This is a genomic window from Rhodanobacter denitrificans, from assembly GCF_000230695.2.
Taxonomy (GTDB): domain Bacteria; phylum Pseudomonadota; class Gammaproteobacteria; order Xanthomonadales; family Rhodanobacteraceae; genus Rhodanobacter; species Rhodanobacter denitrificans.
On record NC_020541.1, the window covers coordinates 1,127,404 to 1,143,258 of the forward strand.

Genomic DNA, 15,855 nt, shown 5'->3' on the forward strand with positions numbered 1-15,855 from the left:
CGCTCGCGGGCGATGCTTTTTGCTTTTGCGAATTCCGGCTCTCAACAGACGAATGTCTGGTCATCCGGGCTTTCAAAGCATCGCCCGCGAGCGGGCTCCTGCGGGAGCGAAGCGGCTCAGTCCTGCTGCTTGACGATGCGCAGGCGCGCGGCCTGCACGCCGGGCAGGGCGCGCACGGTGCGCAGCAGCTCCGGGATGGCTTCCACGCGCCAGGCTTCGCCGAGTTCGAGATCGGCCTGCGCATGGCGGTTGCGGTAGCCGTGCAAGGTCACGCTGGTGCGGCCGCCGCGGTAGCCGGCCAGCGCCTGCTGCAGCTGGCCGACGAAACCCGGGCCGATGCCGTTCAACTTCAGCTGCAGCAATCGCGCGTGCCGGCGGCAGGCGTCGGCCAGTGAGCAGGCGCTGCGCGCGCGCAGCTGGAAGCCGCCGCCGGAGAAGTCGTCGATGCGCAGGCCGCCGTCGACCACCAGCATCTCGTCACGGGTCAGCAGCGGCGCCATCTGCTGGTACAGCTCGCCGAAGAAGCTCACCTCGATGATGCCGCTGCCGTCCTCCAGCCGCACGAACGCGTCGCTGTCGCCGCGCTTGCGCACGGCGGTGACCATGCCGGCGACGGTCCATGGCGTGTCGGGGCCGCGGCGGAAACGGTTGCCGTCGTCGTGGTCGTTCTTGCGCGGCTTCGGCGGCTGGTAGCGGTCGGCGATCTCGCCGAGCGGGCAGCTCGACAGCTGCGCCAGCTCGTCCTTCCACGGGTCGGTGGGATGGCCGGACAGGTAATGGCCGAGCGTGTCGCGCTCGCCCTGCAGCTTCTGCTCCAGCGGCCATTCGGGCACGGTCGGCAACTCGATCTTCAGCACCGGCGTGGCGTTGCCCATTGCTGCGCCGAACATGTCGTTCTGGCCGGACTGGCGGTCGCGCAGGTGCTGTTCGGCGGCCTTGATCGCGTCGGGCAGCTGCAGCATCAGGCTGGCGCGGTTGGCGGCGAGCGCATCCAGAGCGCCGGAGAGGATCAGCGCCTCCAGCACGCGGCGGTTGAGCCGGGTCGGATCGACGCGGCGGCAGAAGTCGGCCAGGTCGGCGTACCTGCCGTTGGCGCGCTCGGCGACGATGGCTTCGCAGGCGCCCTGGCCGACGCCCTTGATCGCGCCGAGGCCATACTGGATGACCTTCGGTTCCACTGCCACGAACATGTACTCGGACGCGTTGACGTCCGGCGGCTGCACGGCGATGCCGATGGCGCGCGACTCGTCGAGGAAGGTCACCACCTTGTCGGTGTTGTCCATGTCCGAGGAGATCGTCGCGGCCATGAACTCGGCCGGGTAGTGCGCCTTCAGCCAGGCGGTCTGGTAGGAGACCAGCGCGTAGGCGGCGGCATGCGACTTGTTGAAGCCGTAGCCGGCGAACTTCTCCATCAGGTCGAAGATGGAATCGGCCTTCTCGCCGCTGAGGCCGTCCTTCGCCGCGCCTTCGCGGAACTTGGCGCGCTCCTTGGCCATCTCCTCGAGTTTCTTCTTGCCCATCGCGCGGCGCAGCAGGTCGGCGCCGCCGAGCGAGTAGCCGCCGACGATCTGCGCCATCTGCATCACCTGTTCCTGGTAGACCATGATGCCGTAGGTCTCTTTCAGGATCGGCTCGACGCGCGGGTCGGGGTATTCCACGTCCTCGCGGCCGTGCTTGCGCGCCACGAAGCTGGGGATCAGGTCCATCGGGCCGGGGCGGTACAGCGCCACCAGCGCGATGATGTCCTCGAAGCGGTCGGGTTTCGCGTCCTTCAGCATGCGCTGCATGCCGGAGGATTCCAGCTGGAACACCGCGACGGTCTGCGCCTTCTTCAGCAGCTCGTACGACGCCGGGTCGTCCAGCGGCAGCGCCGAGATGTCGAGCAGGGCCTCGCCGGCTTTCGCGCGGCGCGCGTTGATCGCCTTCACCGCCCAGTCGATGATGGTCAGCGTGCGCAGGCCGAGGAAGTCGAACTTGACCAGGCCGACCGCCTCGACATCGTCCTTGTCGTACTGGGTCACCACGCCGCCGCCGCCGGCTTCGCAGTACAGCGGCGCGAAGTCGGTGAGTGGGCTGGGCGCGATCACCACGCCGCCGGCGTGCTTGCCGGCGTTGCGGGTGAGGTTTTCGAGCTTCAGCGCCAGGTCGATCAGCGCACGCGCTTCCTCGTCCTGCTCGTACAGCTCGCAGAATTCCTTGACGACGCGCTCGGGCTCCTTCTTCGCCTTCTCGCTGCGGCCCAGCGCGCACGACAGCGTGAGGTCGAGCGGCCGCGCCGGGATCAGCTTGGCGATGCGGTCGACTTGGGTGTAGCCGAAGCCGAGCACGCGGCCGGAGTCGCGCAGCACGGCCTTGGCGGCCATCGAGCCGTAGGTGATGATCTGGCTGACGCGGTCGCGGCCGTACTTGCGCGCCACGTAGTCGATCACCTCGTCGCGGCGGTCCATGCAGAAGTCGATGTCGAAGTCGGGCATCGACACGCGTTCGGGGTTGAGGAAGCGCTCGAACAGCAGGTTGAACTGCAACGGGTCCAGGTCGGTGATCTTCAGCGCCCAGGCCACCAGCGAGCCGGCACCGGAACCGCGGCCGGGGCCAACCGGGATGCCGTTCTGTTTGCCCCAGTTGATGAAGTCCGCCACGATCAGGAAGTAGCCGGGGAAGCCCATCTTGACGATGACGTCCAGCTCGCGCTCCAGCCGCGCCTGGTAGTCGGCGAGCGTGTGGTCGGCGGCCAGCGGCGCGTTGGCCAGGCGTTCCTTGAGACCTTGCCGTGCCAGCTCGCGGATGTGGCTGTCGAGGTCGTGGCCTGCGGGCACCGGGAAGTCGGGCAGGTAGTAGGTGCCGAACTTCAGTTCCAGGGTGCAGCGTTTCGCCAGTTCGACGGTGTTTTCCAGCGCCTCGGGCAGGTCCGCGAACAGCGCGGCCATTTCCTCCGGCGTCTTCAGGTATTGCTGGTCGCTGTAGTCGCGCGGGCGCTTGGGGTCGGCCAGCACGCGGCCCTGCTGGATGCACACGCGCGCCTCGTGCGCGCCGAAATCGTTCTGGGTGAGGAAGCGCACGTCGTTGCTGGCCAGCACCGGCAGGCCCAGTTCGGCGGCCAGCGCCAGCGCGGCGGTGTTCCAGGCTTCTTCGCCCTCGCGGCCGCAGCGGGTCAGCTCCAGGTACAGCCGCTCGGGGAACAGCTGCGCCAGCGGACGCAGCTTCGCCAGTGCGGCCTCGTTGCCCTGGTTCAGCGCGAGGCGGCCGACTTCGCTCTCGCGGCCGAGCAGGGCGATCAGCCCGTCGCTGGCATCGACGCTCAGCCAGCCGGCCTCGACCAGCGCACGGCCGCCGTGCTGGCCTTCCTGCCAGGCGCGCGAAACCAGTCGCGACAAATTGAGATAGCCCGCGCGGTGCTGGCACAGCAGGGTGAGCCGCCACGGGCGCGGGTCGTCCGGCGCGGCCATCCACAGGTCGCAGCCGCCGATCGGCTTGATGCCGGCGGCGCTGCAGGCCTTGTAGAACTTCACCAGCGCGAACATGTTGCTGTCGTCGGTCAGCGCCAGCGCCGGGATGCCGTCGCGCACGCAGGCGGCGACCAGCGCCTTGATGCGGATGGTCGAATCGACCAGCGAGTATTCGCTGTGCAGGTGCAGGTGGGTATAGCGGACGGTCATGCGTTCTTGCGCGGTGAGTCCCCGCAGGCTACCCGGCACCTTGCCCAGCGGCAAGATTGACTTCCGTGCGGTTTGCGCGAAGCGCGGCGGCGCCTCGCCGGAGCTTGCCGCTCAGCCCGGCGCGACGGCCACCGCCGGCGGTGCCGGCTCGGCCAGCAGTGCGTTGATCTCGGCGACCAGGCTGTCCAGCATGTCTTCGCCATAGCCCACGTGCACATGGGCTACGGTGCCGTCGCGATGCAGCATCACCATGACCGGGATGCCCTTGTCGGTGCCGTACGGTTTGCCGAGGGTGCCGTCGCGGTCCCAGGTCATCAGCAGGCCGGGCAGGCGCGGGCGCAGGGCACGAACGGTCCGCACGTAGGTCTGCCGGTCTTCTTCGTGATTGATGGTGACTACCTGCAGGGGCAGGCCACGCTCGGTGGCCAGCGTCTGCAGGCCCGCCAGTATCGGCAGTTCCTTCATGCAGTAGCCGCACCAGGTGGCCCAGAAGCTGACCACTACCACTTTGCCGTGCAGCGACGAGACGCTCACCGTCTTGCCGTCCTGGGTCGTGCCCAGCGCGTCTGGCGGCGCATCTCCCGGTTGCACGCCGGCATGGGCGGCCAGGCAGAACAGCAGTCCGAGCAGTGCGATGCCGAGGCGGCGCATGTCTTCCATCTCCATGTGGTATGCCGCCAGCGTAGCGGGATGCCCGGGGCAGGGGAAGCGGCGCGCCTCAGCGGACGCGGAAGCGTTCGCCATCCTCCCCGGCGGGCAACACGTAATGCTCCAGGCTGTTCACCGCCAGCGGGCGGAGGTTGTAGTCGGCATGCAGCGGCAGCGCCTCGTCGACGCCGTCGGGTGCGAGATGGACCGACTCGGGCACGGCCATGCTGGCCGGCATCGGTGGAACGGATGGGCGGATGGACGGAGGCATCATGGCACGACTCCTGCGGTCTGCGTGGTGCATCGAGGCACCTGTGGCAGCGGGTCGGCGGGTCGGCGCCGGCTGGACATCGCTGCTGCTGCGGATGCGTCCGTGCGGGTGGCGTTCCCTGATGTCAATGATGCTCCCGATCGGGAGAAAGTTGCATAGACCGATGGCCTATGCCGGTCAGTCTCATCCGGTGCGCGATCAGCGGCCGGCGCGGCAGTTAGAACAGCTGGCCCTGGTCCAGCAGCAGGCGCACCGGCGCGAAGCTGCGGCGGTGTTGCGCGCATGGCCCGAGCCGCTGCAGCGCGGCCAGGTGCGCCGGCGTCGAGTAGCCCTTGTGCGCGGCGAAACCGTAGCCGGGGTACTCGCCATCGAGCGCCACCATCACGCGGTCGCGGCTGACCTTGGCCAGGATCGAGGCCGCGCTGATCGCCGGCTCCAGCGCGTCGCCGCCGACGATCGCGCGGCCGGGACAGGGCAGGTCGCGCGGCAGTTGGTTGCCGTCGATCAGCGCCGCGTGGGCGGCCGGCGCAAGGCCGGCCAGCGCGCGGCACATGCCGGTCATGGTGGCCTGGAGGATGTTCAGGCGGTCGATCTCGTCGCGCTCGATCAGCACGATGCGGTACGCCAGCGCGCGCTCGATGATCAGCGGATACAGCGCCTCGCGCTTCGCCTCGCTGAGCTGTTTGGAGTCGTTCAGTCCGACGATCGGGCGGGCCGGATCGAGGATCACCGCGGCCACCGCCAGCGGGCCGGCCAGCGGGCCGCGGCCGGCTTCGTCGACGCCGGCGATGAAGATGCTGCCTGCGTTCGCCGGTTCCTCCCGCCGCGGGGAAGGTTCGCCCCGGCAGGGGTCGGCCGGGCGCTTATCCATCGCTGCGTTGCGCGTCGATCAGCTCGGCGATCGCCGCCGCCGCACGATCCCCCGCGTGGCCTTCCAGGCCGCCGCGCAGGGCTTGGTGCAGTTGCTCGAATGCGGCCACGATCGCGCCGCGCCGCTCGCTGTCCTTGAACAGCGCCAGGGTGGCGGCGGCCAGCTTGTCGGCGGTGCAGTCGTCCTGCATCAGCTCGGGCACCAGCAGGCCGTCGCCGAGGCCGCAGGCGCGGGCCAGGATGTTCGGCAGCGCGTAGATGTCGGTCTTCAGCATCTTCAGCGCGAGGGCGATGCGGTAGCTCAGCGGTGCGACGCGGTAGCCCACCACCATCGGCCGCTTGGCCAGCATCGCCTCCAGTGTGGCGGTGCCGGAGGCTAGCAGCACCACGTCGGCAGCCAGCATCGCCTCGTGCGCGTGGCCGTCCAGCAGCAGCGGCGTGGTTTCGTCGCGCGGTCCGCCGGCGAGCAGCGCCTCGAGCCGGGCGCGCACCTGCGGGTTGGCGGCGGGGATCACCACGCGCAGCCCGGGCACGGCGGCGGCCACGCGATTCGCCGCTTCGATGAAGGCCCGCCCCAGCCGGCTGACCTCGGACAGCCGGCTGCCGGGCAGCACGGCCAGCACCGGCGCCTGCTGCGGCAGCTGCAGGAGCTCGCGTGCACCGACGCGGTCGGAGACCAGCGCGAAACGGTCGGCCAGCGGGTGACCGACGAAGCGGGCGTCGACGCCGTGCTTCGCGTAGATCGCCGGCTCCATCGGGAACAGGCACAGCACGCGGCTGGCGCTTCGGCCGATCTTCTGCGCGCGCTGCTCGCGCCAGGCCCACACCGACGGGCTGACGTAGTGCACGGTGAGTACGCCGGCCTGCTTCAGGCGCTGCTCCACGCCGAGGTTGAAGTCGGGGGCGTCGATGCCGACCACCACCGCCGGCCGCTCCTCGAGCAGGCGCGCGAGCAGCACCTTGCGCAGGCGCAGCAGGCGCGGCAGGTGGCGGATCACCTCGCTGAAGCCGAACAGCGACAGCTCGCGGATGTCGTACCAGGATTCGAAGCCCTCGCGCTGCATGCGCGCGCCGCCGATGCCGACGAAACGCGCCTGCGGGTAGCGCTGGCGCAACGCCGCGATCAGGTCGGCGCCGAGCTGGTCGCCGGAGTCTTCGCCGGCGAGGATGGCGATCAGGGGGGATTCGAGCGGCGGGTGGTCAGTCATGCCGGAAGCATAAGCCAGAGCGAGTGCCTGATTGCCCGACAAGCGAGACGCTTATCGGGCGAGCGCCCGCTCGCTGTGGTCGAGGAATTCCAGCATCGCGCGCACGTCATCGCTCTCACGCGCCAGCTCGACCAGCTTCTCGCGCGCCTCGGGCAGCGGCAGGCCGGCCATGTACAGCGTGCGGTAGGCGCGCTTGATCGCGGCGATACGCGTGGCGTCGAAGCCGCGGCGCTTCAGGCCTTCGCTGTTGATACCGCGCGGGCGGCCCTGCTGCTCGTTCGCCATCATCACGAACGGCGGCACGTCGTGGCCGACCAGGCAGCCCATGCCGATGAAGGCGTGCGCGCCGACCTTGCAGAACTGGTGCACGCCGGAATAGCCGGACAGGATCGTCCAGTCGCCGATGGTGACGTGGCCGGCCAGTGCGGAATAGTTGGAGAACACTACGTTGTTGCCGATCTGGCAGTCGTGCGCGATGTGCACGTAGGCGAGCACCCAGTTGTCGTTGCCGATGCGGGTGACGCCGCCGCCGTGGCCGGTGCCGCGGTTGAGCGTGGTGAATTCGCGGATCAGGTTGCGGTCGCCGATCACCAGCTCGGTGCGCTCGCCTTCCCACTTCTTGTCCTGCGGTGCGCCGCCCAGCGAGGCGAACTGGGCGATGCGGTTGTCACGGCCGATCTTCGTGGGGCCTTCGATCACCACATGCGGACCGATCACCGTGCCGTCGCCGATCTCGACTTCGGCGCCGATCACGCTGTAGGCGCCGATGCCGACGTTGGCGCCGATGACGGCGGAAGGATCGATCAGCGCAGTGGGATGGATCATTTCCCGGCCCTCGCGGCGCACATCAGTTCACAACTGGCCACTTCCTTGCCGTCGACCAGGCTGCGTGCCACGAACAGACCCATGCCGCGCACCAGGCGTTTCTGGCTGACCTCGAAGCGCAACTGGTCGCCGGGCACCACCGGCGCGCTGAAGCGCGCGTTGTCGACCTTGACCAGGTAGAACAGCGGGCTGCCCTTGTCGCCCTTCGCGTGGCGGCTCAGCTGGGTCAGCAGGCCGGCGGCCTGCGCCATCGCCTCGATGAGCAGTACGCCGGGCATCACCGGGTGGCCGGGGAAGTGGCCCTGGAAGAACGGCTCGTTGATGGTTACGTTCTTCAGCGCGACCACGCTGACGTCGGGCACGATCTCGACCACGCGGTCCACCAGCAGGAACGGGTAGCGGTGCGGCAGCAGTTCCTGGATCTGTTCCACGTTGATCGGCAGTGCCGTGAAGTCGCCTTGCTCACTCATTGTCGCTGTCCTTCTCCAGCGCCGACACGCGACGCGCGTACTCGTCCAGATGCTTGAAGCGCGCCGCGTTCTTCCGCCACTGGCGGTTGTCCTGCAGCGGCACGCCGGATGAATATTCGCCGGGCTCGCGGATCGAGTGCGTGACCAGGCTCTTGGCGGTAATGGTAACCCGGTCGGCCAGTTCGAGATGGCCGAGCACGCCGGCGTTGCCGCCGATCATGCACCAGCGGCCGATCTTCGCACTGCCGGCCACCGCGGCGCAGCCGGCCATCGCGGTGTGCGCGCCGACGTGCACGTTGTGCGCGATCTGGATCTGGTTGTCCAGCCGCACGTCCTCTTCCAGCACGGTGTCGTCCAGCGCGCCGCGGTCGATGGTGGTGTTCGCGCCGATCTCGCAGTCGTCGCCGATGCGCACGCCGCCGAGCTGCGGCAGCTTGATCCAGTGGTCGGTGTCGAAAGCGAGGCCGAAGCCATCCGAGCCGATCACCGCGCCCGGGTGCACCAGTACGCGCCGGCCCAGCGTGACCCGCGTCACCAGGGTGACGCGCGCGACCAGCCGCGACTGCGCGCCGACGGTGCAGTCCTCGCCGATGAGGCAGTGCGGGCCGAGCACGGCACCGTCGCCGATCACCGCGCCGTCCGCGATCACGCAGCCCGGCCCGATGCTGGCGCTGGCGCTGACCTGCGCCCCAGTGGCGACCACGGCAGTGGGGTGGATGCCCGCCGGTGCGGCCGGCAGCCGTTCGAACAGTGCGGCGATCTTTGCGTAGGCGACGTACGGGTCGCGCGCGATCAGCGCCGCGGTGGGGCAGTCGGCAAGGTTCTCCTCGCGCAGCACCACCACCCCGGCGCGCGTGGCGGCCAGCTGGGCGGTGTACTTGCTGTTGGCGAGGAAGCTCAGCTGGCCGGGGTCGGCGCCGGTCAGCGTGCCGACGCCGCCGATGACTCGTGCGCCATCGCCGCTGAAGCCGAGGCCGAAGCGTTCGGCCAGCTCGGTCACCGTGTAGTTGATTGCGCTCATGCGTGGCTCCGGAACCTGCCGGCCATTGTAGGGGGTGGCACCATGGCCTGCAGTGCGCCAGGCGACGGCAGGCCGGCAAAAGAAAGCGCGGCCCGGCCGCGCTTTCCTTCGATCCCCGACTTGGGGTCAGCTCAGAACTGGCTGCCGAAGGTGAACTGGATGCGCTCCTCGTAGTGGCGATCGGCGGCCTTGGAACGCAGCGGTACGGCGAAGCTGATGATCAGCGGGCCGATCGGCGCCTGCCACTGCAGCGACAGGCCGGTGGAGGCGCGCAGCTCGCTGGCGTCGAAGCTCTTGTAGTCCTTGTAGACGTTGCCGACGTCCATGAACCAGGACACGCGCGCGGTGTTGACGTCCTTCAGGAACGGCAGCGGCAGGAACACCTGTGCGGTGCCGAGCACCTTGAACGCGCCGCCGATCGGCTGTGCGTAATAGGCGCCGTTGTTGCACATGCCGTTGGCGTCGGGCGCGCTGCCGTCGATGCAGACCCGCGGTCCCAACGTATTGTCCTGGTAGCCGCGCACGTCGCGCACGCCGCCGGCGTAGTAGTTCTGCCAGAACGGCAGGTCCTGGCGCATGTCGGTGATGACGTGACCGGGGCTCTGCGCCAGGCTGGCGTCCTTCAATGCCGTGAAGGCGTCGTCGCTGATGCCGTTCCCGCCGTAGGTCTTGCCGTAGCCGACCTGGCCGTCGAGGTACAGCACGAAGCCCTTGCCGATCGGCCAGTAGTGGTTGAGCTCGGTGCTGAGCTTCCAGTACTGCACGGTCGAGCCGGGCAGGGCGATGTCGGTCGAGGCGGAGATCAGGCCGCCGCGGGTCGGCGCCCAGTAGCCATTGCGGGTGTCGTGGTTCCAGCCCAGCGTGCCGGTCCAGGTGTGGATGGTCTTGTTGCCGATCTCGTTCTGGTAGTCGAGCAGCACCTGCGGGCTGTAGCCCTGGAACAGGTTGACCTTGTTGCTGCTGATGCCCAGGCCCACGCGCAAGCCGTCGGTTTCGCTGATCGGGATGCCGAGGTAGGTGGAGAAGCTTTTCGCGCTGGTGGCGTAGTTGGCGAAATCGGTGTTGCCGTAGTCGGTCTTCGAGTACGAGGCGCTGTAGCCGATGCCGATGCCGCTGTCGGTCAGGTACGGGTTGTAGTAGTTGAGGCCGAGGCGGGTGTAATAGGTGCTGCGCTCGCCGCTGATCGAGAAGCTGTCGCCGGTGCCGAACAGGTTGTTCTGCGACACCGAGGCATTCAGGATGATGCCGGAGTACTGCGAATAGCCGATGCCGAACTGCATGCTGCCGGCGGACTGCTCCTCGACCTTGACGGTGACGTCCACCTTGTCCTGGGTACCGGGCACCATCTTCTGGTCGATGTCGACCTTCTTGAAGTAGCCCAGCCGCTGCAGGCGGACCTTGGAGCGGTCGATCGCCGCCTGCGAGTACCAGGAGCCCTCGAGCTGGCGCATCTCGCGGCGCAGCACGTCGTCCTCGGTGCGCGTGTTGCCCTGGAACACCACCCGCCGCACGTACACGCGCTGGCCGGGTTCGACGTACAGGGTCAGGTCGACCGTGCGCTTTTCCTTGTCCAGCTTCGGGATCGGGGTGACCTTGGCGTAGGCGTAGCCGATGTTGGCCAGGATCGCCTTGATCGCCTTGGTGCTGGCTTCGACGGCGGCGCGGTTGAAGGTCTCGCCTGCCTTGATGAAGACCAGCTGGCGCATGGTCGCCTCCGGCAGGATCAGCTCGCCGAGCAGCTTGACGTCGGCGACCTTGTAGATCTCGCCTTCCTTGATGCTGGCGTCGATGTACATCGCGCGCTTGTCCGGCGCGATCGCCACCTGGGTGGAGTCGACGCCGAAATCGGCATAGCCGCGGTCCATGTAGTAGGACTGCAGCTTCTCCAGGTCGCCGGAGAGCTTCTCGCGCGAGTACTGGTCGTCCTTCGAGTACCACGACATCCAGTTGGTGGTATCCGATTCGAAACCTTCGCGGATCTGCTTGTCGGTGAACGCATGGTTGCCGAGGATGTTCAGTTCCTTGATCTTGGCGGCCTTGCCTTCGCGGATCTCGATCTCGACGGCGACGCGGTTGCGGTCCAGCCGGGTCACGTGCGGATCGACCGAGACGTTGTACTTGCCGCGGTTGTAGTACTGCCGGATCAGTTCCTGCTGCACGTTGTCCAGCGCCAGGCGGTCGAACGTCTCGCCCTCGGACAGCCCGATTTCCTTCAGGCCCTTCTTCAGGTCGTCGGTCTTGATGTCCTTGTTGCCGCGCAGGGTCAGCTTGGCGATCGACGGCCGCTCGACCACCTTGATCACCAGGATGCTGCCTTCGCGCTCGAACTCCACGTCGCTGAAGAACTTGGTGCGGTACAGCGCGCGGATGGCGCGCTGGGCGCCGTCGTTGGTCAACTGGTCGCCCTTGTTGATCGGCAGGTAGTTGTACACGGTACCGGCCGAGATCCGGCTGAGGCCGTCGATGCGGATGTCCGACACCACGAATGGGTCGAACGCGAACGCATTGGCGGAGAGGGAGGCAAGCAGGATCAGCGCGGCGATACGCTTCATCGTCGATTCCGTTGGGTTATTTCGATGGAGCGGCCGGCGCGGCCGCCCCGATCAACGCATGAGGCAGGGACAGGCCCCGCCTCGAAAATGAATCTGCACTCCACCGCGGGAGTGCGTCGGCGGACACATCGCCGCGCCGTGCCGCCGCGGACTGGCGTGTCGCCGACATGCTGCGTTCGCCGACCATCGGCATCACGACAGCAGCATGCGGTGGATATCGTTGTAGAACGCCAGCCCCATCAGGGTGAACAGCAACGCCAGGCCGATGTACTGGCCCACCACCATCGCCTGTTCGCTGACCGGGCTGCCCTTGATCAATTCGACGAGATAATACAGCAGGTGCCCACCATCGAGGACCGGGATCGGCAGCAGGTTGAGGATCGCCAGGCTCAGCGACACCAGCGCGAGGAATTGCAGGAACCACGGCAGGCCCATGCCGGCCGACGCGTTGGCCACCTCGGCAATGCCGATCACGCCGGACAGGTTGCGGGTCGAGGCCTCGCCGGTGAGCATCTTGCCGAGCATGCCGAAAGTCTGCGTGGTGTTGCGCCAGGTGGTGTCGAGCGAGGCGGTCATTGCTTTCAGCGGGCCGTAGCTCACGGTAGCCGCTTCGACCGGCGGCGCGCCGACGCCAAGCACCCACTTCGGCGGCTGGCCTTCCAGCGATTCCCACTTGGCGGTGACGTTCAGCCGCAGCGGCTGCCCCTCGCGCTCGATGCCGATCGCCAGCGTCAGCGACTTGGCTGCCGCAGTCTGCACCAGCTTGCCGAATGCGACGAAGTCCTCCACCGGCTGGCCGTTGACGCTGACGATGCGGTCGCCCCCGCGCATGCCGGCCAGTGCGGCCGGCTGGCCGGGCATCACGGTGGCGGCGACCGCCGGCGGCGGCGCCAGCTTCAGGCCGAGCTTGCCCAGGTACTGGCCCACGTCCTGCCCCGGCGGCAGTTCGTCCAGCGGCAACACCAGCTCGCGCGTGCGCCCGTCCTGGCCGCACACGGTGAGCGGCAGCGGTGCGCGCCCGAGCAGGGCGTTGGCTACCGCGTCCATCGTGTCGGTCCAGGTGGCGACGGTGCGGTTGTCGATGCGAAGGATGCGGTCGCCCGACTGGATGCCGGCGCTGGCGGCGAGGCTTTGCGGCGCCGCGGTCACCACCGGGGCCACGTCCGGGCGGCCCAGCATGAACATCAGCCAGAACGCGACGACGGTGAAGATCAGGTTGAAGCCCGGTCCGGCGGCGACGATGGCGATGCGCTGCCACACCGGCTTGCCGGTGAATTCCTGCTCGCGCAGGGCTGGGTCGACCTCGCCTTCGCGCGCGTCGAGCATCTTCACGTAGCCGCCGAGCGGGATCGCGGCGATCTGGTACTCGGTGCCGTCGCGGCCGATGCGCTTCCAGATCGCGTTGCCGAAACCGACCGAGAAGCGCAGCACCTTGACCCCACAACGGCGCGCGACCCAGTAGTGGCCGAATTCGTGGAAGGTCACCAGCACGCCAAGCGTGACCAGCAGCCAGAACACCGAGCCGAAGAAGGAAGTCATCAAGTACCGTGGCGAAAAGTCATCGAAGCAAGAATATCAGCAAGCATTGCGCAGGATGCGGCGGGCCGCCTCCCGGGCCGTGCGGTCGCGTTCACAAAGGGTTTCAACATCGACCACGGCTTGTGCCGGCAGTTCCGCAAGCACGGCCTCGACCACGTCGGCGATCGACAGGAACGGCAGCGCGCCGGCCAGGAAGGCTTCCACGGCGATCTCGTTGGCAGCGTTCAGCACGGCCGGGGCATCGCCGCCGGCACGCAGCGCCTGGAATGCCAGCGCCAGGCAACGGAAGGTGTTGAGGTCCGGCGATTCGAACTGCAGCGGCGCGCAGGCGGCCAGGTCCAGCGACGCCACGCCGGATTCGACCCGCTCCGGCCACGCCAGCGCGTGCGCGATCGCGGTGCGCATGTCCGGGTTGCCGAGCTGGGCCAGCACCGAGCCGTCGACGTACTCCACCATCGAATGCACCAGGCTCTGCGGGTGCACCACCACGTCGATCGCTTCGGCCGGCGCGCCGAACAGGTGGTGCGCCTCGATCACCTCCAGGCCCTTGTTCATCAGCGTGGCCGAATCGACCGAGATCTTGCGCCCCATCACCCAGTTCGGGTGCTTGCAGGCCTGGTCCGGCGTGATGTCGGCCAGCTCGGCGCGCGTGCGGCCGCGGAACGGGCCGCCGGAAGCGGTCAGGATCAGCCGGCGCACGCCGCTCCCGCGCAGCTCGGGGCGCCCGCCCGGCAGGCACTGGAAGATCGCGTTGTGCTCGGAATCGACCGGGATCAGCGCACCGCCACCGGTGGCGACTGCCTCCAGCAGCAGCGGGCCGGCCATCACGATGGATTCCTTGTTCGCCAGCAGCAGGTGCTTGCCGGCGCGCGCGGCGGCCAGGGTGGACTCCAGCCCGGCGGCACCGACGATCGCGGCGACCACGGTGTCGCACAGTCCGCCGGCGGCGGCGGCGGTCAGCGCGGCGTGGCCGCTGGCCACTTCGCAGCGCACGCCGGCGGCGACCAGCCGGCGCGACAGCTCGGTTTCCAGCGAGGGATCGGCGATCACCGCCAGGGCCGGCCGATGCTGCGCGCACAGCGCCACCAGCGCCTCGACCTGGCGATGCGCCGTCAGCACGCTGGCGCGGAAACGCTGGGGATGGCGCGCGATGACGTCGAGCGTGTTGCCGCCGATCGAGCCGGTGGCGCCGAGGACGGCGACGTTTTTCACTGGTCGAGCCCGAGCAGCGCCAGGCCGGCGGCGAACACCGGCAGTGCGGCGAACACGCTGTCCAGCCGGTCCAGCAGGCCGCCGTGGCCGGGGAACAGGGTGCCCGAATCCTTCACCTGGGCGTGCCGCTTCATCAGGCTCTCGATCAGATCGCCGACGATCGACGCCGCCACCGTCAGCGCCGTCAGCAGCGCCAGCATCAGCAGCGCGGCGCCGCGCACGCCGAGCAGCCAGCCGCCGGCCTCGGCGACCAGCACCCCGGCCACCATCGCGCCGTAGGCGCCGGCCCAGGTCTTGCCGGGGCTGATCTGCGGCGCCAGCTTGCGCCTGCCGAAGGTGCGGCCGCTGAAATACGCACCGATGTCGGACGCCCACACGATCACCAGTGCCAGCAGGGTCCACCAGTGGCCGTGCGGCACGCGCGCATGGATGCTGACCAGGGCGACCCAGGTCGGGAAGATCACGAACGCGCCGGCCAGCAACTTCAGCGTACGGTTTTCGCGAGTGGGCGCCGCGGCGAACGCGAAGTGGCGCAGCCACAGGCAGGCCAGCAGCCACCAAGCCGCGCCGGCGGCCAGCAGCAGCGGGGTCAGCGCGGTGGCGTGGCTTCGCCACAGCAGGGCGAACACGCCGGCCGCCACGAGCAGCAGGGCGACACGCCATGGGCGGCTGTGCAGGCCGCTCAGCTGCGCCCATTCCCACCCCGCGGCCAGGAACGCCAGCGCGACGATGCCCGCGAAGATGCCGGTCGGTGGCAGCAGGATGATCAGGATCGCCAGCGGCGCGAGCACCAGGGCGGTGAGAATGCGCTGAAGCAGCATGGAAATCCTCTACGAAGCGGTGGCGACCTGCTCGCCGGTACGGCCGTAACGGCGCTCCCGGCGGGCATAGTCTTCGATGGCCCGACGCAGGCAGGCCTGGTCGAAATCGGGCCACAAGGTGTCGGTAAAGTACAGTTCGGCGTACGCCACCTGCCACAACAGGAAGTTGCTGATGCGGCATTCGCCGCCGGTGCGGATGAACAGGTCCAGCGGCGGCAGCTCGGCCAGGCTCATCCACTGGCCCAGCCGGGCCTCGTCGATCTCGTCCGCGCGCAGCTCGCCGCGCGCCACCGCGGCGGCGGCCTGGCGGCTGGCCTGCACGATGTCCCAGCGACCGCCGTAGCTCACCGCAATGTTCACCTGCAGCCGGTCGTTGCCGGCGGTGCGGGCCATCGCCGCCTGCATGCGCTCGCGCAGCGCCTCGTCGAAGGCGGCCAGGTCGCCGATGAAGCGCAGCCGCACGCCGTGGCCATGCAGCTCGTCCACTTCCTTGTCCAGCGCGCGCACGAACAGGCCCATCAGGGCGCCGACTTCATCCTGCGGGCGTTGCCAGTTCTCGCTGGAGAACGCGAACAGGGTCAATGCCTGCACGCCCTCGCGCAGGCACGCCTCGATCGCCTCGCGCACGGCCTTGCGTCCGGCGTTGTGGCCGAAGCTGCGCGGGCGGTGTCGGGCTTTCGCCCAGCGGCCGTTGCCGTCCATCACGATGGCGATGTGGCGCGGAACCTGGGCGGCCTCGACGCCGGGCATGGTGGATGCGAT

At 68.7% G+C, this 15,855-nt stretch carries 13 protein-coding genes; all 13 read right to left on the reverse strand.

The features are described from left to right. Positions 1-116: 116 nt before the first annotated feature. Positions 117-3,656 carry a DNA polymerase III subunit alpha gene (gene dnaE, locus R2APBS1_RS05015; RefSeq protein WP_041676861.1) on the reverse strand — a complete coding sequence of 1,180 codons (3,540 nt, stop codon included), beginning with the start codon at positions 3,654-3,656 and terminating at the stop codon, positions 117-119. 111 nt (positions 3,657-3,767) lie between these two features. Further along, positions 3,768-4,307 carry a TlpA family protein disulfide reductase gene (locus R2APBS1_RS05020; RefSeq protein ID WP_007512027.1) on the reverse strand — a complete coding sequence of 180 codons (540 nt, stop codon included), beginning with the start codon at positions 4,305-4,307 and terminating at the stop codon, positions 3,768-3,770. A gap of 67 nt (positions 4,308-4,374) precedes the next feature. After that, on the reverse strand, positions 4,375-4,578 hold the full coding sequence (locus tag R2APBS1_RS05025) for a hypothetical protein (protein ID WP_015447101.1): 204 nt from the start codon (positions 4,576-4,578) through the stop codon (positions 4,375-4,377). A gap of 214 nt (positions 4,579-4,792) precedes the next feature. Further along, positions 4,793-5,446, reverse strand: coding sequence for a ribonuclease HII (rnhB, locus tag R2APBS1_RS05030; RefSeq protein ID WP_007512028.1), 654 nt, complete (start codon positions 5,444-5,446; stop codon positions 4,793-4,795). Further along, a complete protein-coding gene (lpxB, locus tag R2APBS1_RS05035) occupies positions 5,439-6,653 on the reverse strand; it encodes a lipid-A-disaccharide synthase (protein ID WP_015447102.1) in 1,215 nt (404 codons plus the stop codon). Before lpxB ends, rnhB begins: the two co-directional genes overlap by 8 nt. Before the next feature lie 51 nt (positions 6,654-6,704). Next, positions 6,705-7,478: an acyl-ACP--UDP-N-acetylglucosamine O-acyltransferase gene (gene lpxA / locus R2APBS1_RS05040; protein ID WP_015447103.1), complete on the reverse strand. Its 774-nt coding sequence runs from the start codon at positions 7,476-7,478 to the stop codon at positions 6,705-6,707. After that, on the reverse strand, positions 7,475-7,948 hold the full coding sequence (gene fabZ / locus R2APBS1_RS05045; RefSeq protein WP_007512031.1) for a 3-hydroxyacyl-ACP dehydratase FabZ: 474 nt from the start codon (positions 7,946-7,948) through the stop codon (positions 7,475-7,477). Before fabZ ends, lpxA begins: the two co-directional genes overlap by 4 nt. Further along, positions 7,941-8,969, reverse strand: coding sequence for a UDP-3-O-(3-hydroxymyristoyl)glucosamine N-acyltransferase (gene lpxD, locus R2APBS1_RS05050; protein WP_007512032.1), 1,029 nt, complete (start codon positions 8,967-8,969; stop codon positions 7,941-7,943). The genes fabZ and lpxD overlap by 8 nt, the downstream gene beginning before the upstream one ends. A gap of 131 nt (positions 8,970-9,100) precedes the next feature. Next, the gene (gene bamA / locus R2APBS1_RS05055) at positions 9,101-11,521 is read right to left on the reverse strand and encodes an outer membrane protein assembly factor BamA (RefSeq protein ID WP_007512033.1); all 2,421 of its coding nucleotides are present in this window, start codon (positions 11,519-11,521) and stop codon (positions 9,101-9,103) included. A 192-nt stretch (positions 11,522-11,713) separates the two neighbouring features. Then, a complete protein-coding gene (rseP, locus tag R2APBS1_RS05060) occupies positions 11,714-13,060 on the reverse strand; it encodes an RIP metalloprotease RseP (protein ID WP_015447104.1) in 1,347 nt (448 codons plus the stop codon). Positions 13,061-13,096: 36 nt separating this feature from the next. After that, entirely contained in the window at positions 13,097-14,272 is a 1,176-nt protein-coding gene (locus R2APBS1_RS05065) for a 1-deoxy-D-xylulose-5-phosphate reductoisomerase (RefSeq protein WP_007512035.1), read from the reverse strand. Next, positions 14,269-15,093: a phosphatidate cytidylyltransferase gene (locus R2APBS1_RS05070; RefSeq protein WP_015447105.1), complete on the reverse strand. Its 825-nt coding sequence runs from the start codon at positions 15,091-15,093 to the stop codon at positions 14,269-14,271. The genes R2APBS1_RS05065 and R2APBS1_RS05070 overlap by 4 nt, the downstream gene beginning before the upstream one ends. Before the next feature lie 9 nt (positions 15,094-15,102). Then, positions 15,103-15,843, reverse strand: coding sequence for a polyprenyl diphosphate synthase (uppS, locus tag R2APBS1_RS05075; RefSeq protein ID WP_015447106.1), 741 nt, complete (start codon positions 15,841-15,843; stop codon positions 15,103-15,105). Positions 15,844-15,855: the final 12 nt, after the last annotated feature.

Coding starts and splice junctions, on each gene's coding strand:
- lpxD (WP_007512032.1), bottom strand. CDS start 8,969: ATGAGCGCAATCAACTACACGGTGACCGAGCTGGCCGAACGCTTCGGC.
- R2APBS1_RS05025 (WP_015447101.1), bottom strand. CDS start 4,578: ATGATGCCTCCGTCCATCCGCCCATCCGTTCCACCGATGCCGGCCAGC.
- lpxA (WP_015447103.1), bottom strand. CDS start 7,478: ATGATCCATCCCACTGCGCTGATCGATCCTTCCGCCGTCATCGGCGCC.
- rseP (WP_015447104.1), bottom strand. CDS start 13,060: ATGACTTCCTTCTTCGGCTCGGTGTTCTGGCTGCTGGTCACGCTTGGC.
- uppS (WP_015447106.1), bottom strand. CDS start 15,843: ATGCCCGGCGTCGAGGCCGCCCAGGTTCCGCGCCACATCGCCATCGTG.
- lpxB (WP_015447102.1), bottom strand. CDS start 6,653: ATGACTGACCACCCGCCGCTCGAATCCCCCCTGATCGCCATCCTCGCC.
- fabZ (WP_007512031.1), bottom strand. CDS start 7,948: ATGAGTGAGCAAGGCGACTTCACGGCACTGCCGATCAACGTGGAACAG.
- rnhB (WP_007512028.1), bottom strand. CDS start 5,446: ATGGATAAGCGCCCGGCCGACCCCTGCCGGGGCGAACCTTCCCCGCGG.
- bamA (WP_007512033.1), bottom strand. CDS start 11,521: ATGAAGCGTATCGCCGCGCTGATCCTGCTTGCCTCCCTCTCCGCCAAT.
- dnaE (WP_041676861.1), bottom strand. CDS start 3,656: ATGACCGTCCGCTATACCCACCTGCACCTGCACAGCGAATACTCGCTG.
- R2APBS1_RS05070 (WP_015447105.1), bottom strand. CDS start 15,093: ATGCTGCTTCAGCGCATTCTCACCGCCCTGGTGCTCGCGCCGCTGGCG.
- R2APBS1_RS05020 (WP_007512027.1), bottom strand. CDS start 4,307: ATGCGCCGCCTCGGCATCGCACTGCTCGGACTGCTGTTCTGCCTGGCC.